Consider the following 24,924-nt stretch of genomic DNA (forward strand, 5'->3'; position numbering starts at 1 on the left):
TTTTGCAATCAATGAATGAACTCCAACCTTTAGCCAGCGCCGCCGGGATGACCGTCGGCCTTGCCCTTTGTGCATTGATCCTCGGCCTGTTTCTGGCGATGATTTTTGCCGTTTGGGAATCCGCACCCTGGAAACCACTCAGTTGGCTGGGTACCGCCTGGGTCACTGTCCTGCGCGGCTTGCCGGAAATTCTGGTGGTGCTGTTTATCTATTTTGGCTCATCACAATTGCTGGTAGTACTGGCCGATGGCTTCAACATCAATTTCGGCCTGTTCCAACTGCCGGTAAAACTGCCTATCGATAACTTCGAAGTCAGCCCATTTGTCTGTGGGGTGATCGCGCTGTCACTGCTTTATTCTGCCTACGCGTCACAGACGCTGCGCGGCGCACTAAAAGCCGTACCGCAAGGCCAGTGGGAGTCAGGTCAAGTATTGGGCATGAAAAAAGCGGCGATTTTCTTTCGTCTGATCATGCCGCAGATGTGGCGCCATGCCCTGCCGGGCCTGAGTAATCAGTGGCTGGTATTACTTAAAGATACTGCACTGGTGTCACTGATCAGCGTCAATGATCTGATGTTACAAACCAAGAGCATCGCCACCCGGACTCAGGAGCCATTCACCTGGTACATGATTGCCGGTGGCATTTATCTGATCGTTACCCTGTTCAGCCAGTTTGTTATCAAACGCATCGAACTCCGTACCACCCGCTTTGAACGGAGTGCTTCCTGATGTGGGATTACTTACCTGAAGTCATGAAAGGGCTGCACACCAGCCTGACCCTGACCGCTGCGGCGCTGGTCGTTGCCCTCTTGTTGGCGCTGATGTTCACCGTCGTGCTGACGCTGAAACTGCCGGTGGTGAGCCAGATAGTGAAGGGTTACATCACGCTGTTTACCGGTACACCGCTGCTGGTGCAAATTTTTCTGCTCTACTACGGCCCTGGGCAGTTTCCCTCCATTCGGGAGATCCCATGGTTATGGGAAGTGCTGTCGCAGCCGTGGCTCTGCGCGATGTTTGCGCTGGCGCTAAACAGTGCTGCGTACACCACGCAACTGTTTGCGGGTGCGATGCGGGCCATTCCGTCGGGCCAGTGGCAGTCGTGTGAAGCGCTTGGGATGTCAAAAAAACAGTCGCTGCGCATCCTGTTGCCTTTCGCCTTCAAGCGCGCACTGTCGTCCTATTCCAATGAAGTGGTGCTGGTATTTAAAAGTACCTCGCTGGCCTACACCATCACGCTGATGGATGTCATGGGCCACAGCCAGTTGATGTATGGTCGTACCTACGACGTCATGGTGTTTGGGGCCGCTGGGGTCGTTTACCTCTGCGTCAACGGCCTGCTGACGCTGATGATGCGCCTGATTGAACGCCGTGCACTGGCCTTCGAACGCCGCAACTGAGCCATTGTCTTTAAAGACGCTAAGCTGAAAAGGCGACCTTCGGGTCGTCTTTTTTATGCGCGGGAAAAAGTATTTTCCACACAAAACTTGCGAGACATCTCGCATCCCTGCAACAACGCATTCAATTTTCATAAAAATAGAGATACACGTCACATAAAAACAGGTAAAAGGCTCATAGAATGATTTCCCGTAAATCCTGAAGGATCACACCTCATGCATTCCCGTTTCTCTGACGCATTCGCCACACTGCCCGCCGCTCTTCAGACCGCACTCGAACCGTTACTCCGCCGTGACGATTTCCCGGCTATGCTGACCGCCGCGCAGGTTGCCGACGTCCGTGCGCAAACCGGTTTGGATGATGATGCACTGGCATTTGCATTGCTACCGCTCGCCGCTGCCTGTTCCATTACGCCAATTTCGCATTTCCACGTCGGTGCCGTCGCCCGTGGGGTTTCAGGGAATCTTTACTTCGGCGCTAACATGGAGTTCAGCGGCGCATCCATGCAACAAACCGTGCATGCTGAACAGTCCGCCGTAACTCACGCCTGGTTGCGCGGCGAAGCCAAACTGGCTTCCATCACCGTCAACTACACGCCGTGCGGCCACTGTCGCCAGTTTATGAATGAACTCAACAGCGGTACTGAGCTGAATATTCATCTGCCGGACCGCGACGTCGCGACACTTGGCGACTACCTGCCCTACTCCTTCGGCCCGAAAGATCTGGATATCGCCACGCTGCTAATGGATAAGGTCGACCACGGTTACACCCTGACAGAGACTGATGCCCTGACCCAGCAGGCGTTGCAGGCCTGCAACCAGAGCCATGCGCCTTACAGTCAGTCGCACAGTGGTATCGCACTGGAAACCCACAGCGGCAAAATATTTGCCGGGCGCTATGCTGAAAACGCCGCTTTCAACCCAAGCCTGCCGCCGTTACAGGGCGCGCTTATCCTGCTGAATCTTTCCGGCGAAGACTGCCTGAAAGTGCGCCGCGCAGTGTTGATTGAACGCTCACAACCGCTGGTCAGCCAGCGCGATGCCACCCGTTCAACGCTGGCCGCGCTGGGTTGCAATGAACTTACTGCCCTGACATTGTAATTTCCCGCTAAACACATTGACGGGGGCTTCTTCGCCGCTGCCCGTCAATGCACCCTGATTTGAAATCCTCCGTTGCCATTGTTACCCTTCCCTGCAGAAACTCGATACAAATCACAAATTCCCGGCCTTTCGTCATAGACTGATAACAAATACTGTACATATTTACTTAATCTCTTAGGATCAGCTTCCTAACATAGTGAATACTAAGAAATCAGCCACCCGCTCCGAGAGCCTGAAGAGTAAAATCAATGGAACTTGAATACGAGAGTAAACGCCCGCTGTATATCCCCCATGCAGGCCCTATCCTGCTGGAATTCCCGCTGCTCAATAAAGGCAGTGCCTTTACCGAAGAAGAGCGCAGTAATTTCAACCTGCACGGACTGCTGCCAGAAGCCGTTGAAACGATAGAAGAACAAGAAGAACGCGCTTACCGCCAGTTTCAGGATTTCAAAACCGATATCGATAAGCATATCTATCTGCGCAATATTCAGGACACTAACGAAACCCTGTTTTACCGCCTGATTGACTCCCATCTCAGCGAAATGATGCCGGTGATTTACACCCCGACCGTAGGCGAAGCCTGCGAACATTTCTCGGACATTTATCGCCGCGCACGCGGGCTGTTTATCTCTTATCCGAACCGCGCCCACATCGACGACATGTTGCAAAATGCCACCAAGCAGCACGTTAAAGTGGTCGTAGTGACCGACGGCGAACGTATTCTGGGCCTTGGCGATCAGGGCATCGGTGGGATGGGCATCCCGATCGGTAAGCTGTCGCTCTACACGGCCTGCGGCGGCATCAGCCCGGCTTACACCCTGCCGGTCGTGCTGGATGCGGGCACCAATAACCCGCAACTGCTCAATGACCCGCTTTATATGGGCTGGCGTCACCCGCGCATTACCGGCGACGAATACTACGATTTCGTGGATCAGTTCATTGAAGCCGTCAAAGTACGCTGGCCGAACGTGCTGTTACAGTTCGAAGACTTCGCACAGAAAAATGCCATGCCGTTGCTGACCCGCTACCGCGACGAACTGTGCTGCTTCAACGACGACATTCAGGGCACGGCGTCCGTGACGCTCGGCAGTCTGATTGCCGCCTGTAAAGCAGCGAACAGCCGCCTGCGCGACCAGACGGTGACCTTCCTCGGCGCCGGTTCCGCCGGTTGTGGCATCGCCGAACAGATCATTGCCCAAATGAAATCCGAAGGATTGAGCGAAGAAGAGGCGCGTGCACGGGTCTTTATGGTGGACAGATTCGGCCTGCTGACCGACAAACTGCCTAACCTGCTGAATTTTCAGAGCAAACTGACGCAAAAAAGTGCCGACCTGAGCATCTGGGGGCTGAACAATGACAGCATCTCGCTGCTGGATGTGGTTCGTCATGCCAAACCGACCGTGCTGATTGGCGTATCAGGCCAGCCGGGGCTGTTCACCGAAGAGTTGATCCGCGAGATGCATAAACACTGCGCCCGCCCGATTGTCATGCCGCTGAGCAACCCGACGTCACGCGTTGAGGCGCAACCGGCCGATATCATCAACTGGACCGACGGTGCGGCGCTGGTCGCAACCGGCAGCCCATTCGCGCCGGTGCATTACAAAGGTCAGGTCTACCCCATTGCCCAGTGCAACAACTCCTATATCTTCCCAGGTATTGGTCTGGCGGTCGTCGCTTCGGGTGCAACCCGCGTCACTGATGGCATGCTGATGGCCGCCAGCCGCGCGCTGGCCGAGTGTTCACCGCTGGCGACCGACGGCGTAGGTTCTCTGCTGCCAGACGTTGACGATATTCAGGGCGTATCAAAATGCATCGCGATGGAAGTGGGTAAAGCGGCACAATTGCAGGGAGTGGCCATGGTGACCTCAGAAGATGCGCTGTCTAAAGCCATCGAACATAACTTCTGGGCACCGCAGTACCGCGATTACAAACGCACCTCCTTTTAACTGAAAGAGATTTTGCGTCATAACGTGTCCGGGCCAATGTTAAAGAATATTGGCCCTTTTTTATCTGCAAAATGCAGCGCTGATTCCAAAATCTGGAGTAATTCACTGAAAAACGCTGGAAATTTCCGCGAAGCCCCGCGATCGCGCTTTGTGCTTATTGCATGGTTCTCACAGGTCAAGTAGCCTTGAAATCCTGGTTTCCGGCTATTAACTTCCACACAGGGCACAACCATGTTTAAAAGGCTCCTCTTAGGCTTCACCGGCATCATCATTCTGATGCTGGTTGTCGCTATTGGGCTTGACCGATGGATGAGCTGGAAAACTAAAGATTTTATCTATGATGAAGTGCAGGAATTACCGCACCGCCAGGTGGGTGTGGTGCTCGGCACGGCGAAATATTACCGGGCTGGCGTTCCGAACCAGTACTACCATTACCGCATTCAGGGTGCCATCAACGCCTATAACAGCGGCAAAGTGAAATATCTGCTGCTCAGCGGTGATAACGCCCAGCAAAGTTACAATGAACCTATGACCATGCGCCGTGACCTGATGGCAGCAGGTGTTCCGTCTAGCGATATCGTGCTCGACTACGCCGGGTTCCGCACGCTGGACTCCATCGTGCGCACCCGCAAGGTGTTCGACACCAATGATTTCATCATCATCACCCAGCGTTTCCACTGTGAGCGTGCACTCTACATCGCGCTGCATATGGGCATTCAGGCGCAGTGTTTTGCCGTGCCATCACCGAAAGATATTATGACCGTGCGGGTGCGCGAAATTTTTGCCCGTCTCGGTGCGCTGACGGATCTTTATATTCTTAAACGCGAACCCCGTTTTCTCGGCCCGCTGATCCCTATCCCAGCCGTACAACATATTCCCGACGACGCACAGGGCTACCCAGCGGTGACACCAGAACAGCTGCTGGTATTACAACAACGTCTGGCCGATGAGAAAAAAGTCGCCGAAGAAAAAGCCGCACAGCTCAAAGTGGCCGCAGAGAAAGCGGCAGCAGACAAGGCAGCGGCAGCAGAAGCCGCCCGAATTAAAGCCGAGCAGGACGCCCGCGATGCCGAGCAAGACGACACCGAAGAGGTCACTCCGGCTCCGGCGCCTGCTATTCCAACCGTTCCCGGTAGAAACCCGTTCTCACAGACACGGCCTTTCACCCATTGATATGAAACGCCAAAGGGCGCCGGGGCGCCCTTTGGTTTATTTACCGACTCTCAGTGCTGAAATAGCGCTTACTTCTTCTTGGCGTATTTCAGTGAATCCAGCGCCACAGCGAAGATAATGATCGAACCCTTGATGATGTACTGCCAGTAAGGGTTAACGCCAATGTATGTCAGGCCGTAGTTGATGACGGTGAAGATAAGTACCCCGGTCACCACCCCCGCAACAGAACCTACCCCCCCGGCGAAAGATACCCCACCGACCACACAGGCTGCGATAGCATCCAGCTCATACATAAAGCCGAGGTTGTTGGTGGCACTGCCGATACGCCCCGCTTCCAGCAGACCGCCGAAGGCATAGAACACGCCGGATAAAGCATAAATCATGATCAAGTTTAACGGTACGTTAACGCCAGAGACTTTCGCCGCTTCCGGGTTACCGCCGATGGCGAAGATGTTTTTACCGAAACGGGTTTTATTCCACAGTACCCAGACGAAGCCAATAGCCACCAGCGCGTAGAAGGTAATATAGGAAATCTTCAGGCCACCCAGGTGGATAAAGCCCTGTGCGAAATGCGAGAAGCCCGGATCAAAACCAGCTACCGGTGAGGAACCCACATAGTCGTAATACAGTGAGTTAATACCGTAAACGATGATCATGGTGCCTAAGGTCGTAATAAATGGCGTTACGTTCAGATACGCGATAATAATACCGTTGAGTAAACCGATCAGTGCGCCAATAATACAGACGGTCAGAATAACCAGCGGAATAGGCACAACGTCAAGGCTCGGGAACACCTTGTTAACGTTGTCCATCGCTTGCAGCATGGTAGCCGCAACCACCGCAGCCAGACCGACCTGACGCCCGGCTGACAAGTCAGTCCCCTGCGTCACAATCAGACCCGCTACGCCGAGTGCAATAATGACGCGCACGGAGGATTGGGTAAGAATGTTACTTAAGTTGACCAGGCTGAGGAAACTTGGATCCTGGATAATAATAATTGCCAGTAATACCAGCAACACCACATAAATCCCGCCCTCTTTTAAATAAGTGAGCAAACTTTTCTTATTTAATGCTTTCATAATAAGAACCCTTAAAAATTAGAGGTGCAAGGATGCAAGGCGTAAGATTTCATTCTGCGACGTTGTTTTTGTGTCAACAATCCCCGCAACCTGTCCATTGCTCATAACCAATATTCTGTCTGTAATTCCCAGAAGTTCTGGCATTTCGGAAGAGATAATAATGATCCCTTTCTCTTTTTTCGCCAGTTCGGTGATTAACTGATAAATTTCAAACTTAGCCCCAACGTCAATACCGCGCGTAGGTTCATCCAGCATTAAGATCTCAGGCTGCGTTAATAACCAGCGGCCAATGATCACTTTTTGCTGATTGCCGCCAGAGAGCGAACCAATACTGGTACGATGCCCTGGCGTTTTCACTCTCATCGCATCGATAACCCATTGGGTATCGCTTTTCATGCGACCGACATCCAGCAAGCCCATTTTATTTTTGTAATTACGGATATTCGAAATCAGCGAGTTAAAGCCGATATCCAGATACGCATAAATACCGGTAGAACGGCGCTCTTCGGTGACCAGGGCAAAGCCGTGGTTAATGGCTTCGTTGGCGCTGTGATTATTAATTTTCTTGCCATGCAGCTTAATGGTACCGGCCACTTTCTCGCGGATCCCAAACAGGGTTTCCACGATATCAGTACGTTTTGCACCGACCAGACCGGCAATCCCGAGAATCTCACCCTTGTGTAAATCAAAGGAGATATCACGGATGGAAGGCTGGCGCAGCGACGTCAGATTACGGACTTCAAGAATGACCTCTCCCGGTACATTCAGGCGATCTGGAAAACGCTGGCTAAGAGAACGGCCCACCATCATGGAGATAATTTTATCCATGTCCAGGCCTTCAAGCGGCTGGGAAATGATCCACTGACCATCGCGCAGAATGGTTATTTCATCGCACAGCTGGAAAATTTCTTCCATCTTATGAGAGATATACACAATGCCGCAGCCACGGTCTTTCAGCTTGCGGATAATAGTAAACAGATGGTTGACCTCTTTTTCGGTCAGAGAAGAGGTCGGCTCATCCATAATCACGATTTTCGCGTTATAGGAGAAAGCTTTGGCAATCTCGATCATCTGCATCTGTGAAACCGACAACTTACCCACTTTTTCGCGCGGATCGATCTCAATATCCAGCTCGTCGAAAATGGCTTTGGTGTCTTGGTACATCTTGTCATGATCGACAAAGAAGCCCTTGGTCGGATAACGCCCGAGCCACATGTTGTCCATCACGGTACGCTGTAACACCAGGTTTAACTCCTGGTGAACCATCGACACGCCCTGTTCAAGCGCTTCTTTCGAACTTTTAAAATTGACTTCCTGCCCCTGAAAAAGAATGGTGCCGGAATCTTTGCTGTAGATACCAAACAGGCATTTTAATAATGTGGATTTTCCCGCGCCATTCTCGCCCATCAGGGCATGAATAGAGTACGGGCGTACTTTTAAATTCACATTATCTAATGCCTTAACGCCAGGAAATGATTTATTGATGCCACTCATTTCCAGCAAAAACTCACGCTGTTGCTCGCTGTTTTTATCAGACAATATTATGTCAGGGCTGTTCATATCGGCCATAGTTGTACCAGGCTAAAAATAAAAAGAAACTGAGTTATTAATTCCTGACATCGTTAAAACGACCGGTCAGCGAACTGACCGGCGTTTCCGACATAACGTCCTGTTAGCAGGTATTAACGTCGTTCAACCTATAAGCGAAAAACATCTTTCACTTTTATTACTTATTAATGCCACTGCTTAGCTATATATTTAGCTATTTCTTATCAGCCCAACTTTGTGCCTTTCGCCATAAAAAATGACGGGTCTTTACTTAACAAAGTTAGAAAGATTGTCTTGATCTACTGCCACGTAAGGAATACGGACGACTTTGTCTTCAATTTTCCAGTTGGTGCCTTCAGCTGCTGGTTTACCTGCTGCCAGGTTTTTCGCCAGATCAAACGTCGCTTTAGCCTGATTGGTCGCATCGTTTAGCACGGTACCGGCCATTGCACCGGATTTCACCAGCGCCAGCGCTTCTGCCAATGCATCCACACCGAAGACTGGAATGCTCGACTTGTTGTGAGATTTCAGTGCTTCTACAGCGCCCATTGCCATCGCATCGTTGTTGGCGATAACCACTTCGATTTTGTTAGCGTTTGGACCCGACAACCAGGCATCCATCTTGTCTTTCGCCTGTGCGGTATCCCACATGGCGGTATCAAGTTGTAACTGCTGGGTTTTCAGACCTTCTTTACCATTCAACGTACTGATGACGTACTTGGTACGCGCTTCGGCATCCGGGTGGCCCGGCTCGCCTTTAATCAGCACGTATTGGATCACGCCGTCTTTGTTCAGGTCCCAGGCTGGGTTCGCTTTCCAGTGTTTTGCAATCAGTTCGCCCTGGATAACGCCAGACTCTTTAGAGTCAGTACCTACGTAATAAGCCTTGTCGTAGCTGTCCAAATCTTTACGGGAAGGTTCTTTGTTATAGAAAACAACAGGAATGCCAGCACCGCGGGCTTTCTCAATAATGACCGGGGCCGCAGCCGGGTCAACCAGGTTGATTGCCAGCGCCTTAACACCCTTCGCCAGCATGACGTCGACCTGGTCATTCTGGGTGGACTGGCTGTTTTGCGAGTCATTCATCAGCAGTTGCACATCTGGAGAAGCTTTTGCATCTTTATCGATGGCTTTGCGAACTTCTGACATGAAGTTGTCATCATATTTGTAAACGGTGACGCCGATTTTTGTATCGGCAGCATGCGCGGCAAAACCAAACATCATGCTTGCAGCCAGAGTCGCCAGGGTGAAGACCTTCTTATTCATTTGTATCTCCGGTTATGTAGGGTGTTACAGAATTTGGCACCGGCAATCCCTGCGGGAGCAGTGCGTCCGCGCCTCGACAATCGTGCGGTGCCTGCCTTCCTTGACGTCTGACTTCCTGACTCGCTGTGAAACCTGTCCGTACGTTCGGACTAAAACTAATTCATATAGAAAACGCATGAATCATAATGGCGCCGATGTTAATAAACTGTGAAAGTTCTCACAGATTGAAAACGGTTACACACCGTTATTTAATCAATAAGTGACGGGTGCCACATTTTGCCAGGGTGCAACCGAATGGCGCCTGACCAGCGTGGGCATAAAACAGTGCGAAACCCCTGCTACCAGCTGGTTTGCGGCCCCCTGAAGAGCCAGTTCAGTGGCTAATGTCGCCATAGAAACAATTGGATAGCGAACCGTCGTTAATTTCGGGCTGGTGTAGCGCGCAATCGGGATATCATCGAAGCCAACCAGTGAAAAATCCTGCGGAACATTGATACCGTTTTCTTTCAGCACCGCCAGCGCACCCGCTGCCATCGCATCGTTGTAAGCAAAAACGGCGCTCAGATGCAGGTTGCGGCCTAATAATTCAACCATCGCCGCTTCTCCGCCCTGCAAATCCGGTGACCCCTGCGCCCGCCAGCTGTCTGGAGGTGACTGACGTGCCTGCGTCATTGTCCCTGACGTGTCCGCCGTCATCGCTGCCAGATATCCCTGATGGCGCTGCAATTCGTCTTCAATTCCATGGTTCGAACCGATGTAACCGATACGCTTATGCCCCTGCGACAGTAACAAACGCGTGGCCATTTCCGCGCCGACGACATTGTTGAGACAGACGCAGCGATGCTCATAACCGGCGATCACGCGGTTGACCAGCACCATACCCGGCACTTGATCGAGAAAGCGCGCAAGCTCAGCATCTCCTAACGCTTTTGCATGCACTATCAGCGCGTTACAGCGCTGTCTGATCAGGACTTCTATCGCATTGCGCTCTTTTTCTGCCTCATGATAGCTGTTACCAATCAGCACATACTTCTGATGGCGCTGCGCGACCATATCTACCGCTTTAACCAGTGCACCAAAAAAAGGGTCGGAAACGTCCATGACGACGACACCAATGGTGTCGCTGCTTTGCGTTGCCAGCGCCTGTGCGTTGGCATTGGGCCGGTAACCCAGCACGGCTACCGCCTGCAACACCTGTTCGCGGGCCTCTTTGCTGGCAATGGCGGGATTGTTCAGCACACGCGATACCGTCGCGACCGACACACCGGCCAGTTTGGCTACATCACGAATGGTGACCATAGGCCGCTCCGTGTTCTGACGGTGCAGGCGTTACGCGAGCCGCATCGGCCCGAAAGGAATAGGGAGGAAAACTGAGGGATAACGCCCAGGTGGTGATAAAGGACCTCAAGTAAGGCCGCAGTACAGTGATCATGGTGTTTCCTGTTTTAGTGTAACGATCGGCTAACTCTGCACGACCGCTATCCTAAACGCTTTGCGAAAACACCTGCGTGAATCTCGTCACAGGAAAGAAAACGTTTACATACAATTTTGCAACGTCTCTCTCAAATTCATTATTTTGATGAATATTAGCCCTGCGTTTTTAACTCCACGCCGGACGCCCTGACCGTCAATTTTCGCCACACCCACTCCACCGGTCCCTGCTGGAAATATCGCAGCCAGGCCAGTGTCACCAGCAGGTTAATGGCCCAGACCAGGGGAACCAGCGCCAGTAATTGCAGCCGGTCGAACTGTTGGTAGAAACCGAAAATATTGAAGAAAGTGGTGCAGATCAACGTCTGTAACAGGTAGTTGGTCAGCGCCATGCGTCCGACCTGGGAAATCCAGTGCACCAGGCGCAGCCGAGAAAGCGCAGGCCAGAAGCCATAACAGAGCGCGAGATAGCCTACAGCCTGCATCAGACCGCCTATTTCACGGGGTGCCTGCAACAAAAAACCGCTCCAGCGGTAGTCCCAACCGAGATGCCATTGCAGGTAAATCGCCGGAATTTGAATCAGCAATGAAAACGGTAACAGTAGTGCGGCCAGATGCCGGTAGTGACGCAGGCTATAGCCGCCGCGTAACCAGGTGCTGCGCATCAGCCCGGCCCCGAGCAACATCGCCCCGGCCAGTTCCCAGCCATACTGCACGCCAATCGCAATCAGACTTGATGAGAGCAAATCCAGGCGGTTACGGATAGCTTCCAGTCCGCCTTTCAGCTTCCAGAACTGTTCATATTGGATCTCCGCCGGACCGGGCAGCCAGAAACTCCCCGGCTTGGGTGTAGAGATAAATCCCAGCATCAACAGCACCGCCACACCGATCAGATAAAGCACGATGCCGGTGTGGATCAGCGACTGACTGCTGCGCCCTTCCCTCACCATCCGCCAGCACACCAGCCCGATCAAACCATAGGAGAGCAGAATATCGCCATCCCAGAAAAAGGTGGCGTGGAGCAGACCGCACATCACCAGCAACGACAGACGCGACTGGATCCAGTGTTTACCCCGGGGCAACAGCAGATAAATACCGCCACCAAACAAGATGGCAAACATCATCAGGAATTTGCTCTGCGCCAGTGCGTCGAGAATAGCCCAGGTCCAGGCGTCGCGGGGTGACGGTTGACCAGCAAATGCCGGGTTCAGATAGGCCGCTTTCGGCAAAGCAAACGCACTGATATTAAGCAGTAAAATACCGAAAATGGCGATGCCACGGGCAAAGTCCAGCGTGGCAATACGTGGGCGCATTCCTGATGTTCCTTTCTGGAATTGAGGGGGATTTCTAAGAATAAATCAAAAAGGGGAAGACGACATCCGAAGTCACTGGCGTGGCAACAGCAACGCAACAGCGAAAGCTGCTGCGTTTTCTGTTACTAAGAGTGGCGCACTGTGCGGAGAAATTCCTGACGCGTATTCTGGCTGGATTTAAACAACCCGCCGAGCGACGTGGTGGTGGTGGCGCTGGTGGCGTCACGGATACCCCGGGCTTTAACGCAATAGTGAACGGCGTCAATCGACACGGCCACATTGGTGGTACCCAGCAGGGTTTGCAACGCCAGCAAAATTTGCTGGGTCAGACGCTCCTGCACTTGCGGACGTTGCGAGAAGAACTGCACGATGCGGTTAATCTTCGACAAGCCAATCACTTTATCTTTCGGAATATAGGCCACGGTGGCTTTGCCATCGATGGTCACAAAGTGATGTTCGCAGGTGCTGGTCAGCGTAATGTCACGCACTGTCACCATTTCATCCACCTTCATCTTATTCTCGATGACGGTGATTTTTGGGAAGTTGGCGTAATCCAGACCGGAGAAGATCTCATCCACATACATCTTGGCGATGCGGCGTGGCGTTTCCGTCAGACTGTCATCAGTGAGATCAAGATTGAGCAACTGCATGATGCCCGTCATATGCTCCTGAATCCGCTGTTTACGCGTTTCATTATCGATAGGCAAGGGTTCACGCAGTGGGGTTTCCAGACCACGGGCCATTAATGCCTCATGGACCAGAATGGCTTCTTTACTCAATGTCGACATATTTTCTCTCCAGCAGCTCCCGCAAATGTAGTCAATTTGATGCAGATCACACCAAATTGAGGTGGCTTACTGTAGTGGAGAGCGGATCCATAATCCAGTGATTGTGTTTCATGATGAATGAAATAGCTGCAAGTTATCATTGCAGGTTTGCCACCGGGCGGCGCACGACCAGCGCCCCGGCAATAATAAACCCCACCAGCGCGACATACAGCGCCGGTTCCAGACGATGAGTCAGCGACGTCGAGACCGCGGATAATATTGGCCCGCACAGCTGACCAATGGCATAGCCGGTGGTCAGCAAACCCGCCAGGTAGCGGCTGTGATTAGGCGCCAGCTCGCGGCCATATTGCAGGGCCAGTTGAACGACGCTGAGGAAACCACCGCCGACCAACAGCGCGCCAAGCACCAGCCCGGTTACGCCCGGCACCACTTCAGCACACAGGATCCCCAGCCCCTGCGCCCATAACGTCAGCGCCAGACGCGTATGGCTGGTCAGACGGTGGCGGGTCAGGATACCGATAACAATCCCAATCACCGCCGCACCGCCAAATACCGGCCAGACAAATTGCGCGAACAGGCTGTCAGGAAAACGAGCATTCGCCATCTGCGACAAAAATGTCGCAGGCAGAATATAACCAAAGCCGGCCAGGCTATAACTGAGCACCAGACGTTTGAGCGCTGGCGTCATTTTCAGCGGCTCCGCCACCACGTGAGCGCGGTGTAACTCTCCTTTGCGCGGCAGATTCACACTGATTAAGGCAATAAAGATCAGCGCCAGCACGCCATATACGGCCCACGCCTGCGCGGAACTGAGCTGCAGGCTATGAATGCCCACCGCCAGCATTCCGCTGAGAAAAATCCCCGCACCCGGCCCGGCAAATACCGCCGCACTCATGGCCGGACGGCCATAGTGCATCAGCCGCTCATTACACCATGCGGCCACCATCACCATCGCCCAGCCGCTGGTCCAGCCAATCATAAAGCGGATCACGCTGTGTAGCACTTCACCGGTCACCGCTGCTGAAAGCAGCGTCAGTACCACTGCGCCCCATACGCCCAGCCACAGGCGGCGCTCCAGATGCCGGGTAGCTCGCATGGCGTCAAAAGCCCCGCACAGATACCCAAGATAATTCACTGCCGCCACCAGCCCGGCTCCGGTCAGGGTGAACTGATGTTCAGCTATCATTAAAGGCACCTGCGGCGTGAAGGCAAACCGCCCGATGCCCATCGCCACCACAAAAGCCAGAAAACCACTTAATGCAATACGAAATGCCATAACCGCTCCGCCATGAAGAAACTGAAACGCAACATATAAGAAACAATGAATAAACATACTCAATGCAACTGTACGAAAACAGTGAATTTCTCTCTTTCCCCAGCAACAGGGTTAAAAGAATGTTGTGGTCATGATGCAGCAAAGATACAATCACGAAAACTGAATAATAATCACCAAGTTCTTTCCTTTTAGAGAACAGCACACTTTCTAGCCCCGGAGAACAGATAATGGATCTCACCCAACTGCGGATGTTTTGCAGTGTGGCCGAAACGGGATCGCTGGCCCGCGCCGCTGAACAACTGCACCGCGTACCGTCGAACCTGACCACCCGCCTGCGCCAGCTTGAGCTGGAACTCGGCACCGATCTGTTCATCCGTGAAAAACAGCGCATCCGCCTGTCGGCGATGGGTCACAACTTCCTCAACTATGCCCAGCGCATTCTGGCGCTGAGCGATGAAGCCATGAGCATCACCCATGCCGGTGAACCGGCCGGGAGTTTTGCGCTGGGTTCCATGGAGAGCACCGCAGCCACCCGCTTGCCGGGCCTGCTGGCGGCTTATCATCAGCACTATCCGCAGGTGGCGCTGTCGCTCACCACCATGACCTCCGGCGAAACCATCGATGGTGTACGTTCCGGGCGTCTGGCTGCGGCACTGGTCGATGGACCGATCGACTTTGACGACATCAATGGCTGCATCGCCTTTCGCGAGCGCATGGTGGTCATCTCCCCGCTCGGTGAATCACCGCTGGAAAATCCGCCCGGTCGCCCCGGCCATACCGTTTTCGCCTTCCGCCCAAGTTGTTCGTACCGCTCCCGCTTACAGGCGTGGATAAAACACACCGGCCTGTCGGTCACTAACACCATGGAAATTCAGTCCTACCATTCGATGGTGGCCTGTGTCGCCAGTGGTGCAGGCATTGCCATGGTGCCGCGCAGCGTACTCGAGCAACTGCCCGGCCACGAGCGCGTGCAGGTCAATGAAATTCCTGATGAGTTCGCCGATACGGCCACCTGGCTTATCTGGCGACGTGATGCCTTCAGCCCCAATGTCCGGGCACTGAAAGAATTGATAATCGTACAAAATGACGGCGTCGTGCCGTTGCTAAAACACCCGATTGCCGGTGAAAACCACCCGGTGATGAATTCAGGAGCACTACCATGAGCACCAATATGAAAATGATCAAAACCCGCGCGGCAGTTGCCTGGGGCCCTAATCAGCCGTTGTCCATCGAAGAAGTGGACCTGATGCCGCCGCAAAAAGGCGAAGTCCTGGTGCGCATCGTGGCGACCGGCGTGTGCCATACCGATGCCTACACGCTGTCCGGCAAAGACCCTGAAGGTGTCTTCCCGGCCATTCTTGGTCACGAAGGCGGCGGCGTGGTGGAAGCGCTCGGTGAAGGCGTCACCAGCGTAGCCGTGGGCGACCACGTGATCCCGCTCTACACCCCGGAATGTGGCGAGTGCAAATTCTGTAAATCCGGCAAAACTAATCTGTGTCAGGCGATCCGCGCCACCCAGGGTAAAGGCCTGATGCCCGACGGCACGACGCGTTTCTTCAAAGACGGCAAGCCGATTTTCCACTATATGGGCACCTCGACCTTCTCCGAATACACCGTGGTTCCTGAGATCTCACTGGCGAAAATCAACAAAGAAGCGCCACTGGAAGAAGTCTGCCTGCTGGGTTGTGGCGTCACCACCGGCATGGGTGCGGTGATGAACACCGCCAAAGTACAGAAAGGCGATACCGTGGCGATCTTCGGCCTTGGCGGCATTGGTCTGTCGGCGATTATTGGCGCGGTGATGGCCGGTGCGGGCCGCATCATCGGGATTGATCTCAACACCAGCAAATTCGATCTGGCGCGCAAACTCGGTGCCACTGATCTGATCAATCCGAAAGATTTCGATAAGCCGATTCAAGACGTGATCGTCGAAATGACCGACGGCGGCGTGGATTTCTCTTTCGAATGCATCGGCAACGTTAACGTGATGCGTTCCGCACTCGAGTGCTGCCACAAAGGCTGGGGTGAATCAGTCATTATTGGCGTGGCCGGTGCCGGTGAAGAGATCTCCACCCGTCCGTTCCAACTGGTCACCGGTCGCGTATGGCGCGGTTCAGCATTTGGTGGCGTCAAAGGCCGTTCGCAGTTGCCGGGCATCGTGCAGCGTTATCTGGATGGCGAATTCGCCCTCAATGACTTTATCACCCACACCATGCCGCTCGAACAGATCAACGAAGCCTTTGATTTAATGCATGAAGGGAAGTCAATTCGCACGGTTATTCACTTTAATAAATAAGGAATTCTGGCGATGAGCAGCTCGATAGAACTTCTCGAAGAACACCGGATGTTTGGCGGCTGGCAGCAGCGCTACCGCCATACGTCCGGCAGCCTCAATTGCAGCATGACGTTCAGCATTTACCTGCCGCCGCCGCGCGATGATAACCCGCCGCCGGTGCTTTACTGGCTGTCAGGGCTAACCTGCAATGACGAGAACTTTACGGTGAAAGCAGGCGCGCAGCGCATCGCCGCTGAACTCGGTCTGGTACTGGTCATGCCGGACACCAGCCCGCGTGGCGACAACGTCGCTAACGACGAAGGTTACGATCTGGGCCAGGGCGCCGGTTTTTACCTCAACGCCACTCGTTCGCCGTGGGCCGAACATTACCGCATGTACGACTATGTGATTGATGAACTGCCCACGCTGATTGCCGGGCATTTCAGCGTCAGCGACAAGCAATCAATCTGCGGACACTCCATGGGTGGCCACGGCGCACTGATGCTGGCACTGCGCAATCCGCAGCGCTTTCGCTCGGTGTCCGCCTTTGCGCCCATCGTCAATCCGTGTCAGGTGCCGTGGGGCCGCAAAGCCTTCAGTGCCTACCTCGGTGAGGATGAAACCCAGTGGCTGCAATATGACAGTTGCCATTTGCTGAGCGCCCTGCCGAAAGATCAAAAACCGTTCCCGATTTTAGTCGATCAGGGCGATGGCGATCAGTTCCTGGCCGATCAGTTACAGCCGTCGAAACTGGTGGAGATCGCCCGTCAGCGCGGCTGGCCGTTACAGCTGCGGGCGCAGCCGGGGTATGATCATAGCTATTTCACGATAGCGACGTTTATTGAGGATCACCTGAGGTTTCATGCAAGGTGGTTGCACGGTTAAGGTCAAGGTCGTGGGCTCGCCGCCCACACCGCTAAACCTTGGGCTGCTGCCCTAACCTGCTTTTAAATCTTTAAATTCAAGGTCAAGGTCGTGGGCTCGCCGCCCACACGGGCCCAAAGGAGGTTTAAACGAACCTCCTTTGGAATCCTGCGTTTTTTAACTGCGCGCTATCGCTGAATCGGGATGGCCGTGTTCCAGGTATCTCAGTGATAGCCGCAAAATGTCGCCGCTTAGGCGGTGCCTTCGCTGCGGGTTACAACCCGCGAAAAAACACTCGCGGTTTTTCACCTCTTGCTCAGCGCCATTTTTGAATGCGGCCCACGCATTTTTAAAAGATAAAAACGAGTCTGGTTTTGAATTTAGAAAAGCCTCAGCCGCGTTCAAAACGACGTCGAGGGAGAGGCGGAAAACCGCGTGGGGTTTACGCGGGTTGAAGCCCGAACTGAGAGTACCGCGCAGCGGCGGAGTTTGCGGCTATAACAGAAATTCCTGAAACACGGCCATTGTGACCAGCGCAGCTGCTGTTGTTTATAGCGCAGGGTTCCAAGGGAGTCGCGCGCGGCTCCCTTGGTCGGTGTGGGCCGACGCCCACGACCTTGAATTTGAATTTGAATTTGAATTTGAATTTAAAGTTGAATTTAAAGTTGAATTTAAAAGCGGCATTTGGGCCGCCCCCCAAAACTCACCCCTTTAGCTTGGGGTCAAGCGCATCTCTGAGCCCATCGCCTAACAGGTTAAACGCCAGTACTGTCAGGAATATCGCCAAACTTGGGAAAATCGCCACGTGTGGCGCCATCACCATATCGGCGCGGGCTTCGTTGAGCATCGCACCCCATTCTGGCGTCGGGGGCTGTGCGCCCATGCCGAGAAATGAGAGGCTGGCGGCGGTAATGATTGACGTGCCGATGCGCATGGTGAAATAGACCACAATGGCCGAGAGCGTACCGGGCAGGATGTGGCGAAACAGGATGACAGCGTCCGATGCGCCGATGCTGCGCGCGGATTCAATATAGGTCTGATGTTTCAGCACCAGCGTATTGCCGCGCACTAAGCGAGCGAAAGCCGGGACGCTGAAAATCGCCACGGCGATGATCACGTTCGACATCCCGTTGCCCATCACAGCAACCACCGCGATCGCCAGCAAAATGCCGGGGAAAGCAAACAGTACGTCGCAAATGCGCATGGTGATGCGATCCCACCAGCCTTCGTAGTAACCGGCCATCAGCCCAAGTACTGTGCCAATCGCTCCGCCTAATACGACGGACAAGACACCTGCGGCTAATGAGATCCGCGCGCCCATCAGGATACGGCTGAAGATATCCCGCCCGAGAGAGTCGACGCCCAGCCAGTGCACCAGCGAGGGCCCCTGATTGAGTCGGTCATAGTCGAAATAGTTTTCGGCATCAAACGGCACCAGCCACGGAGCGAGCGCGGCTATGGCGATCATCAGCAGGACAAAAACGCCCGCCGCCATCGCGATGTGCTGTTTACGAAAGCGTCGCCAGAAGGCTTTCCATGGCGTGCGCACCGTCTGTTTTTGTACCGACTCCGCGGTCATTACCGGCATCGACGCCAGCACGGCATTTCGCCGCCAGTTTTTCATGCGCTTGCTCACTTGTATCGGATTGAAGGGTTGATGACCGCGTACAGCATGTCCACCAACAGGTTGATCAGGATGAATTCCAGCGAGAACAGCAGCACTTCGGCCTGGATCACCGGGTAGTCGCGCATCTCGACAGAATCAATCAGCAGCCGTCCGAGACCCGGCCAGTTGAAGACTTTCTCCACCACAATTGAGCCGCCGAGCAGGAAGCCAAATTGCAGCCCCATCATGGTCACCACCGGGATCATGGCATTGCGCAGGCCATGTTTGACCACCACAAAAAACTCATGCACACCTTTAGCCCGCGCGGTGCGCATGTAATCTTCCTGCATGACTTCCACAAATGACGCACGGGTGAAGCGCGCCATAATGGCCGCTACCGCCGCGCCGAGGGTGATGGAAGGCAGAATATAGTGTTGCCAGCTATCAGCACCCACAGTGGGCAGCCAACCGAGTTCCACCGAGAAGACCTGCATCAGCAGCATGCCGAGGGCGAAAGCCGGGAAAGAGATACCTGAAACGGCCAGCGCCATACCCAGACGGTCCGGCCAGCGGTTGCGCCAAACGGCAGACACCACACCAATCACCAGACCAAAAATCACCGACCACACCATGCTGGTGAGGGTCAGCCACAGGGTCGGCAGAAAACGAGAACCGATTTCATCCATCACCGGACGTTTCGACACCATCGAATGGCCGAAGTCGCCCTGCAATGCATGGGAGAAGAAGGTGAAAAATTGCTGGTAGAGCGGTTTGTCGAGACCGAGATCTTTACGCACCAATTCAACCACGCTTTGATCCGCATCCTGCCCGGCCAACAACCTTGCGGGGTCGCCCGGCAGCAGATGCACAAACAGGAATACCAGTACCGCCACAATCAGCAGCGTCGGGATAAGGCCAAGTAATCGTTTTAGAAAGTAATTCAACATGGCAAATCAGGTACGTTCATGAATATTCGCTTTTGTGAAACCGTTTAGGTTTAGCCCGAGATACACGGGGCGACCGCGGCGTGCTCCTCCCGGCGGGAAGAGCATCACCGCGTTTCCCCTAAAATGTAACGTTGTTAATTCAAACGATGTTACTTGATATCGGCATTATCAAAGTTGAACGATGTATCCGGCATCACATAGAAGCCGATCAGGCGTTTGTTATTGGCCGACACCAGACGTTCGGTCACCAGGAATGCCCAAGGTGCGTCGGCCCAGATTTTGCTCTGCGCATCGGCATACAGTTTGGCTTTCTCGGTTTTATCCGTGGTTTTCAGCGCGTCACTCAGGTCTTTATCCACCTGCGGGTTGCTGTAAAACGCGGTATTAAACTGCTTTGGTGGCGCTGACTGGGTGGCGAACAGCGGCGTTAACGCCCAGTCCGCTTCACCGGTAGAGGCTGACCAGCCGGTGTAGAACATACGCAGACCCGACTCTTTCTGCCCCACGTTTTCGACCTGAGCAGCGCGCTGTGCGGCGTCCATGGCGGTGACGGTGACTTTAATGCCCACCTGCGCCAACTGCTGCTGAGCAAACTGAATCACTTTCTGCGCGGTGCTGCTGTTATGCGATGACCACAGCGTGGTGGTGAAACCGTTCGGGTAGCCCGCTTCTTTCAGCAGTTCTTTGGCTTTAGCCGGGTCATAAGGCCAGGGTTTGAATTTCGCGGCGTACTCGATGCCCTGCGGCAACGGACCTTCAGATGGCACAGCATAACCGGCAAAGGCCACTTTGATCAGCGCATCTTTGTTGATGGCGTAGTTAATGGCCTGACGCACTTTCAGGTTATCAAACGGCTTTTGTGTCACGTTGAAGCTGATGTAACGGTGCAGGATGGAAGGGGCTGACACCAGATCCAGTTTGCTGTTTTTCTCCAGCAATGCGGCCTGCTCGTAAGGTACCGGGAAGGCGAAATCGGCTTCGCCGGTCTGCAGCATGGCGGCGCGGGTGTTGTTATCCGCCACCGGGCGGAAGGTAATGGTATCGAGTTTCGGCTCGCCTTTTTTCCAGTAACCGTCGAATTTCTTCACTTTCACAAAGTCGGTCTGGTTCCACTGGTCCAGCACGTACGGGCCGGTACCCACCGGGTGGAAGCCAATGTCTTTACCATATTTGGTCAACGCGGCCGGGGAGATCATCACAGCCGACGGGTGCGCCAGATTGTTGATAAAGGCGGAGAAGGGTGTTTTCAGGGTAATTTTCACCGTGTTGGCGTCAACCACGTCGGTCTTATCGATGTTTTTAAACAAGTTATAACGTTTAAGATGACTATCAGGATTGCTGGCGCGGTCAAGGTTCACTTTGACCGCAGCGGCGTTGAAATCGGTGCCGTCGGAGAACTTCACACCCGGATGCAATTTGATGGTGTAAACCAGGCCATCTTTGCTGACGGTGTAACTTTCAGCCAGCACGTTAACCAGTTTGATGTTCTTGTCAAAGCCAAACAGCCCCTGATAGAACGACTTCGCCACCGCCTGCGACAACGTGTCATTGGCGTCATAGGGGTCGAGCGAGGTGAAGTTAGAACCTACAGCGATGGTGACATCTTTTGTCGCCCAGGCGGAACCGGAAGCCAGCCCGCCGACGATAGCGACAGCGAGGATGGCTTTACGCAGCCCTGTCTTACCCTTCAAAGTCTGAGTCATGTTTGTTCCTTGTTTTTTTATTGGTCTGTCAAAAATAAACTACCCGTTATACGTACTCAAAAAACGCGACTGAAATTAATACAGCCCGCCGACGGCGTGTCTGGCCACAAAATGCCCCGCACCAACCTGAACCAAAGGGAATACCACCGGTTCATCATGTAACGCGCGGATAGGGCTCGGGATGTCATCCACCAGCAAGGTGTGTTCTTTACGGCGATGCGCCGGGTCTGCCACGGGTACAGCGGCCATCAGTTTGCGCGTATAGGCGTGCTGAGGATGTTCAAATACTGCACGGCGCGGGCCGATCTCCACAATCTGCCCGAGGTACATCACCGCTACGCGATGGCTGATACGCTCCACCACCGCCATGTCGTGAGAGATAAACAGAAAAGCGATGCCGAATTCGCGCTGTAAATCCATCAGTAAATTGACGATTTGCGCCTGAATCGACACATCCAGCGCCGAGACGGATTCATCGGCGATCACCACTTTCGGGTTGAGCGCCAGCGCACGGGCGATGCAAATACGTTGCCGCTGCCCGCCGGAAAACTCGTGCGGATAACGCTGGGCGTGCTCCGGCAGTAAACCGACTTTCTCCAACAGCCAGGCCACCCGCGCTTCAGCGTCTTTGCCGCGCGCGACGTTGTGCACCAGCAGCGGCTCCATAATCGAGTAGCCCACCGTCAGACGCGGATCCAGCGACGCATAAGGGTCCTGAAAGATAAATTGTATGTCACGGCGCAAATGTTGCAGCGCCGGGCCTTTAAGATCGGTGATGGTCTGGCCGTTAAAGGTAATACTGCCGCCCTGACTCTCCACCAGCCGCAGCAGGGAGCGCCCGGTGGTGGATTTCCCACAGCCAGACTCGCCCACCAGCGCCAGCGTTTCGCCGGGGTAGAGATCAAAACTGACTTTCTCCACCGCATGCACCTGACGGGTAACACGGTTGAGAATGCCGCTGCGCAGGTCGAAACGGGTCACCAGGTCGCGCACCTGCAATACCGGCTGCGCACCGGGCGTCAGCGTATTTTGGGTCAGATCGCTGGCGGAACCGGTCAGGGTTTCATCGTGATGTAACAAAGGGAACCGCGCAGGTAAGGCTTTGCCGGTCATCGAACCGAGTTTCGGCACGGCGGCCAGCAGCGCTTTGGTGTAGATATGCTGCGGCGCACTGAAAATGGTGCCGACCTCGCCCACTTCCACTTTATTGCCCTGATACATCACCAATACGCGTTCGGCAATTTCAGCCACCACGCCCATATCATGGGTGATAAAAATCACCCCCATGTTCATCTCTTTTTGTAGCACACGGATCAGTTGCAGGATCTGCGCCTGAATGGTGACGTCCAGCGCCGTGGTGGGTTCGTCGGCAATCAATAAGGCCGGTTTGCACGACAGCGCCATGGCAATCATCACCCGCTGGCGCATGCCACCAGAGAGCTGATGCGGGAAGCTGTCGAGAATATTTCGCGCTTCGGGAATACGGACCAAATCGAGCATACGCAGGGCTTCGGCCCGTGCAGTGCGGTGGTCTTTTCCCTGATGCAACCGGATGGATTCAGCAATCTGCTCGCCGACCGGAAACACCGGGTTCAGCGAGGTCATCGGTTCCTGAAAGATCATCGCCATATCGGCACCGCGCAGGGAGCGCATCGTAGACTGCGGTGCTGCGGTGATCTCCACCACGTCGCCATTGCGACGGCGAAACTGCACCTCGCCCTGGGTTATCTGCCCGCCGCCCTGCTCCACCAGCCGCATCAGCGCCAGTGAAGTCACCGACTTGCCAGAGCCTGACTCGCCGACAATCGCCAGCGTTTCGCCACGGTTCACCTCAAAGCTCAACCCGCGGACAGCTTCAATCGCCTGGCCTTCGTGTTCAAACCGCACGCTGAGATTGCGCGCTGCCAGCACCTGATTGTCGGGAAGTATTAAAGGAGAGTTGCTCACTGATAAATCGCCACCTGCGGGGCTTCGTCGACGTAACCTACGCCGCGATACATGCCCTCGCTGTTGAACGGCAGCGCCACATTGCCCAGATGGTCAATGGCAATCATGCCGCCGGAGCCGCCGAGCGCCACCAGTTTTTCCATGACCACTTTGTCGCTGGCCTGTTGCAGGGTCAGCCCGGCGTAATCCATCAGCGCGGCGACGTCATACGCCGCCAACGTGCGCATAAAGACTTCGCCAGTGCCGGTGCAGGAGACCGCGACCGTGCGGTTGCTGGCGTAGCAGCCCGCGCCAATAATGGGTGAGTCGCCAACGCGTCCGGCCTGTTTGTTGGTCATCCCGCCGGTGGAGGTCGCCGCAGCAAGGTTGCCCTGCGCATCAATGGCGACCGCGCCTACGGTGCCAAATTTGCGATCAGCATCGAGCGGGTCATCAGAGCCGGATGCGGCCAGCGCGGCACCGTCATGATCCAGCACCACGCCGCTTTCGCTGCTTTTGGCGCGTTGTAGCTGTTCGAAACGCTCATCGGTATGAAAGTAGTCGGCACCGACCATTTCCTGGCCGTGCTCGCGGGCAAAATTCTCGGCACCTGCGCCGGTAAACATCACGTGCGGGCTGAGTTCCAGCACTTTGCGCGCCGTCAGAATCGGGTTGCGGATATGGTTCACACAGCTGATGGCACCGGCGTCAAGCGTGCGGCCATCCATAATGCTGGCATCCAGTTCGTGGGTGCCCTGATGGGTAAAGACTGCGCCTTTGCCTGCATTAAATAACGGGCACTCTTCCAGCAAGCGCACCGCTTCGGTCACGGCATCCAGTGCACTGCCACCGGCGGCCAAAATGGCCTGCCCGCTGGCGACGATATCTTCCAGCGCCTGTAAATAGTGTTGCTCTTTTTCGGCACTCATGGCCGCACGGGTAATGGCCCCTGCGCCACCGTGAATGGCAATGACCGGGCGCTTCTTGTTCGAAACGGAAGCTGCTGAATTATCAGTAGAAGAACTCATTAGCGCTGCACCCTGTGTTGGTGTATCTATGTGCATAGAAGGATGATAGGTCTATTTTTGACTATATTTAGCCCGCTACAGTATGTAAAGCGGAAATGCATAACCAGAAAAAAGGGGCTAATTGCTTAGAATATTTAGGAAAATTAAATAAGGGGAAGGTATAAACGCGCGAGACAAACATCTAAAGAACAGGAATAATAAACGTTCTAATGGTGGGTAAAGCCCCTCAGGCAAAGCTTTCCACGCTTTTTTTTAATTTAC

The 24,924-nt window shown here is 54.1% G+C and carries 20 protein-coding genes; 8 read left to right on the plus strand and 12 right to left on the minus strand.

Translation table 11 applies throughout. The features are described from left to right. Nucleotides 1–11: 11 nt before the first annotated feature. The 5 genes from artQ (at nucleotide 12) to sanA (ending at nucleotide 5,613) form a co-directional block, all read left to right on the plus strand. Entirely contained in the window at nucleotides 12–728 is a 717-nt protein-coding gene (gene artQ / locus EAH77_RS02585; protein ID WP_140470223.1) for an arginine ABC transporter permease ArtQ, read from the plus strand. Beyond that, the gene (artM, locus tag EAH77_RS02590; protein ID WP_140470224.1) at nucleotides 728–1,396 is read left to right on the plus strand and encodes an arginine ABC transporter permease ArtM; all 669 of its coding nucleotides are present in this window, start codon (nucleotides 728–730) and stop codon (nucleotides 1,394–1,396) included. The genes artQ and artM overlap by 1 nt, the downstream gene beginning before the upstream one ends. 213 nt (nucleotides 1,397–1,609) lie before the next feature. Further along, nucleotides 1,610–2,494 (plus strand): cytidine deaminase, encoded by an 885-nt coding sequence (gene cdd, locus EAH77_RS02595; protein ID WP_140470225.1) that lies wholly within the window; start codon nucleotides 1,610–1,612, stop codon nucleotides 2,492–2,494. Between the two features lie 248 nt (nucleotides 2,495–2,742). Continuing rightward, a complete protein-coding gene (locus tag EAH77_RS02600; RefSeq protein ID WP_140470226.1) occupies nucleotides 2,743–4,440 on the plus strand; it encodes an NAD-dependent malic enzyme in 1,698 nt (565 codons plus the stop codon). A gap of 231 nt (nucleotides 4,441–4,671) precedes the next feature. Continuing rightward, nucleotides 4,672–5,613: an outer membrane permeability protein SanA gene (gene sanA, locus EAH77_RS02605; protein ID WP_140470227.1), complete on the plus strand. Its 942-nt coding sequence runs from the start codon at nucleotides 4,672–4,674 to the stop codon at nucleotides 5,611–5,613. 68 nt (nucleotides 5,614–5,681) lie between these two features. Here the strand turns inward: sanA and mglC are convergent, their stop codons facing one another. The 7 genes from mglC to EAH77_RS02640 all read right to left on the minus strand — a co-directional run bounded on the left by mglC (nucleotide 5,682) and on the right by EAH77_RS02640 (nucleotide 14,314). Continuing rightward, nucleotides 5,682–6,692 (minus strand): galactose/methyl galactoside ABC transporter permease MglC, encoded by a 1,011-nt coding sequence (gene mglC / locus EAH77_RS02610; protein ID WP_140470228.1) that lies wholly within the window; start codon nucleotides 6,690–6,692, stop codon nucleotides 5,682–5,684. A gap of 18 nt (nucleotides 6,693–6,710) precedes the next feature. Then, a complete protein-coding gene (gene mglA / locus EAH77_RS02615; RefSeq protein WP_161985762.1) occupies nucleotides 6,711–8,252 on the minus strand; it encodes a galactose/methyl galactoside ABC transporter ATP-binding protein MglA in 1,542 nt (513 codons plus the stop codon). Nucleotides 8,253–8,507: 255 nt separating this feature from the next. Then, a complete protein-coding gene (gene mglB, locus EAH77_RS02620) occupies nucleotides 8,508–9,506 on the minus strand; it encodes a galactose/glucose ABC transporter substrate-binding protein MglB (protein WP_140470229.1) in 999 nt (332 codons plus the stop codon). Nucleotides 9,507–9,758: 252 nt separating this feature from the next. Further along, entirely contained in the window at nucleotides 9,759–10,805 is a 1,047-nt protein-coding gene (galS, locus tag EAH77_RS02625; protein ID WP_140470230.1) for an HTH-type transcriptional regulator GalS, read from the minus strand. Between the two features lie 287 nt (nucleotides 10,806–11,092). Then, entirely contained in the window at nucleotides 11,093–12,250 is a 1,158-nt protein-coding gene (gene yeiB, locus EAH77_RS02630; protein WP_140470231.1) for a DUF418 domain-containing protein YeiB, read from the minus strand. Nucleotides 12,251–12,375: 125 nt separating this feature from the next. After that, the gene (folE, locus tag EAH77_RS02635; RefSeq protein WP_140470232.1) at nucleotides 12,376–13,038 is read right to left on the minus strand and encodes a GTP cyclohydrolase I FolE; all 663 of its coding nucleotides are present in this window, start codon (nucleotides 13,036–13,038) and stop codon (nucleotides 12,376–12,378) included. A gap of 136 nt (nucleotides 13,039–13,174) precedes the next feature. Continuing rightward, a complete protein-coding gene (locus tag EAH77_RS02640; protein ID WP_140470233.1) occupies nucleotides 13,175–14,314 on the minus strand; it encodes a YbfB/YjiJ family MFS transporter in 1,140 nt (379 codons plus the stop codon). Nucleotides 14,315–14,541: 227 nt separating this feature from the next. Between EAH77_RS02640 and ptrR the strand changes: the two genes are divergently transcribed. Genes ptrR through fghA form a run of 3 tightly spaced genes read left to right on the plus strand, consistent with a single transcriptional unit; the run spans nucleotide 14,542 to nucleotide 17,474 of the window. Further along, on the plus strand, nucleotides 14,542–15,477 hold the full coding sequence (ptrR, locus tag EAH77_RS02645; protein ID WP_140470234.1) for a putrescine utilization regulator PtrR: 936 nt from the start codon (nucleotides 14,542–14,544) through the stop codon (nucleotides 15,475–15,477). 8 nt (nucleotides 15,478–15,485) lie between these two features. Then, nucleotides 15,486–16,610, plus strand: coding sequence for an S-(hydroxymethyl)glutathione dehydrogenase/class III alcohol dehydrogenase (locus EAH77_RS02650; RefSeq protein WP_140470361.1), 1,125 nt, complete (start codon nucleotides 15,486–15,488; stop codon nucleotides 16,608–16,610). 12 nt (nucleotides 16,611–16,622) lie between these two features. After that, complete coding sequence (fghA, locus tag EAH77_RS02655) at nucleotides 16,623–17,474, plus strand: S-formylglutathione hydrolase (protein ID WP_140470235.1); 852 nt, start codon at nucleotides 16,623–16,625, stop codon at nucleotides 17,472–17,474. Nucleotides 17,475–18,156: 682 nt separating this feature from the next. Here the strand turns inward: fghA and gsiD are convergent. The 5 genes from gsiD to EAH77_RS02680 all read right to left on the minus strand — a co-directional run bounded on the left by gsiD (nucleotide 18,157) and on the right by EAH77_RS02680 (nucleotide 24,663). After that, on the minus strand, nucleotides 18,157–19,077 hold the full coding sequence (gsiD, locus tag EAH77_RS02660) for a glutathione ABC transporter permease GsiD (protein WP_140470236.1): 921 nt from the start codon (nucleotides 19,075–19,077) through the stop codon (nucleotides 18,157–18,159). Nucleotides 19,078–19,085: 8 nt separating this feature from the next. Beyond that, nucleotides 19,086–20,006, minus strand: a complete 921-nt coding sequence (gene gsiC / locus EAH77_RS02665; protein ID WP_140470237.1) for a glutathione ABC transporter permease GsiC — start codon at nucleotides 20,004–20,006, stop codon at nucleotides 19,086–19,088. A 149-nt stretch (nucleotides 20,007–20,155) separates the two neighbouring features. Further along, on the minus strand, nucleotides 20,156–21,709 hold the full coding sequence (gene gsiB / locus EAH77_RS02670; RefSeq protein ID WP_140470238.1) for a glutathione ABC transporter substrate-binding protein GsiB: 1,554 nt from the start codon (nucleotides 21,707–21,709) through the stop codon (nucleotides 20,156–20,158). A 75-nt stretch (nucleotides 21,710–21,784) separates the two neighbouring features. Beyond that, nucleotides 21,785–23,656: a glutathione ABC transporter ATP-binding protein GsiA gene (gsiA, locus tag EAH77_RS02675; protein WP_140470239.1), complete on the minus strand. Its 1,872-nt coding sequence runs from the start codon at nucleotides 23,654–23,656 to the stop codon at nucleotides 21,785–21,787. After that, a complete protein-coding gene (locus EAH77_RS02680) occupies nucleotides 23,653–24,663 on the minus strand; it encodes an isoaspartyl peptidase/L-asparaginase family protein (protein ID WP_140470240.1) in 1,011 nt (336 codons plus the stop codon). Before EAH77_RS02680 ends, gsiA begins: the two co-directional genes overlap by 4 nt. Between the last annotated feature and the right edge of the window lie 261 nt (nucleotides 24,664–24,924).

It is taken from the genome of Ewingella americana (assembly GCF_006438725.1).
GTDB lineage: Bacteria > Pseudomonadota > Gammaproteobacteria > Enterobacterales > Enterobacteriaceae > Ewingella > Ewingella americana_A.

Excerpts from the sequence above, each read along its gene's own strand:
- artM (WP_140470224.1), top strand. The coding sequence starts at position 728 with ATGTGGGATTACTTACCTGAAGTCATGAAAGGGCTGCACACCAGCCTG.
- galS (WP_140470230.1), bottom strand. The coding sequence starts at position 10,805 with ATGGTCACCATTCGTGATGTAGCCAAACTGGCCGGTGTGTCGGTCGCG.
- EAH77_RS02600 (WP_140470226.1), top strand. The coding sequence starts at position 2,743 with ATGGAACTTGAATACGAGAGTAAACGCCCGCTGTATATCCCCCATGCA.
- cdd (WP_140470225.1), top strand. The coding sequence starts at position 1,610 with ATGCATTCCCGTTTCTCTGACGCATTCGCCACACTGCCCGCCGCTCTT.
- fghA (WP_140470235.1), top strand. The coding sequence starts at position 16,623 with ATGAGCAGCTCGATAGAACTTCTCGAAGAACACCGGATGTTTGGCGGC.
- gsiC (WP_140470237.1), bottom strand. The coding sequence starts at position 20,006 with ATGTTGAATTACTTTCTAAAACGATTACTTGGCCTTATCCCGACGCTG.
- EAH77_RS02680 (WP_140470240.1), bottom strand. The coding sequence starts at position 24,663 with ATGAGTTCTTCTACTGATAATTCAGCAGCTTCCGTTTCGAACAAGAAG.
- sanA (WP_140470227.1), top strand. The coding sequence starts at position 4,672 with ATGTTTAAAAGGCTCCTCTTAGGCTTCACCGGCATCATCATTCTGATG.
- mglA (WP_161985762.1), bottom strand. The coding sequence starts at position 8,252 with ATGAACAGCCCTGACATAATATTGTCTGATAAAAACAGCGAGCAACAG.
- yeiB (WP_140470231.1), bottom strand. The coding sequence starts at position 12,250 with ATGCGCCCACGTATTGCCACGCTGGACTTTGCCCGTGGCATCGCCATT.
- EAH77_RS02650 (WP_140470361.1), top strand. The coding sequence starts at position 15,486 with ATGAAAATGATCAAAACCCGCGCGGCAGTTGCCTGGGGCCCTAATCAG.
- artQ (WP_140470223.1), top strand. The coding sequence starts at position 12 with ATGAATGAACTCCAACCTTTAGCCAGCGCCGCCGGGATGACCGTCGGC.
- EAH77_RS02640 (WP_140470233.1), bottom strand. The coding sequence starts at position 14,314 with ATGGCATTTCGTATTGCATTAAGTGGTTTTCTGGCTTTTGTGGTGGCG.
- gsiB (WP_140470238.1), bottom strand. The coding sequence starts at position 21,709 with ATGACTCAGACTTTGAAGGGTAAGACAGGGCTGCGTAAAGCCATCCTC.
- gsiD (WP_140470236.1), bottom strand. The coding sequence starts at position 19,077 with ATGAAAAACTGGCGGCGAAATGCCGTGCTGGCGTCGATGCCGGTAATG.
- ptrR (WP_140470234.1), top strand. The coding sequence starts at position 14,542 with ATGGATCTCACCCAACTGCGGATGTTTTGCAGTGTGGCCGAAACGGGA.
- folE (WP_140470232.1), bottom strand. The coding sequence starts at position 13,038 with ATGTCGACATTGAGTAAAGAAGCCATTCTGGTCCATGAGGCATTAATG.
- mglC (WP_140470228.1), bottom strand. The coding sequence starts at position 6,692 with ATGAAAGCATTAAATAAGAAAAGTTTGCTCACTTATTTAAAAGAGGGC.
- mglB (WP_140470229.1), bottom strand. The coding sequence starts at position 9,506 with ATGAATAAGAAGGTCTTCACCCTGGCGACTCTGGCTGCAAGCATGATG.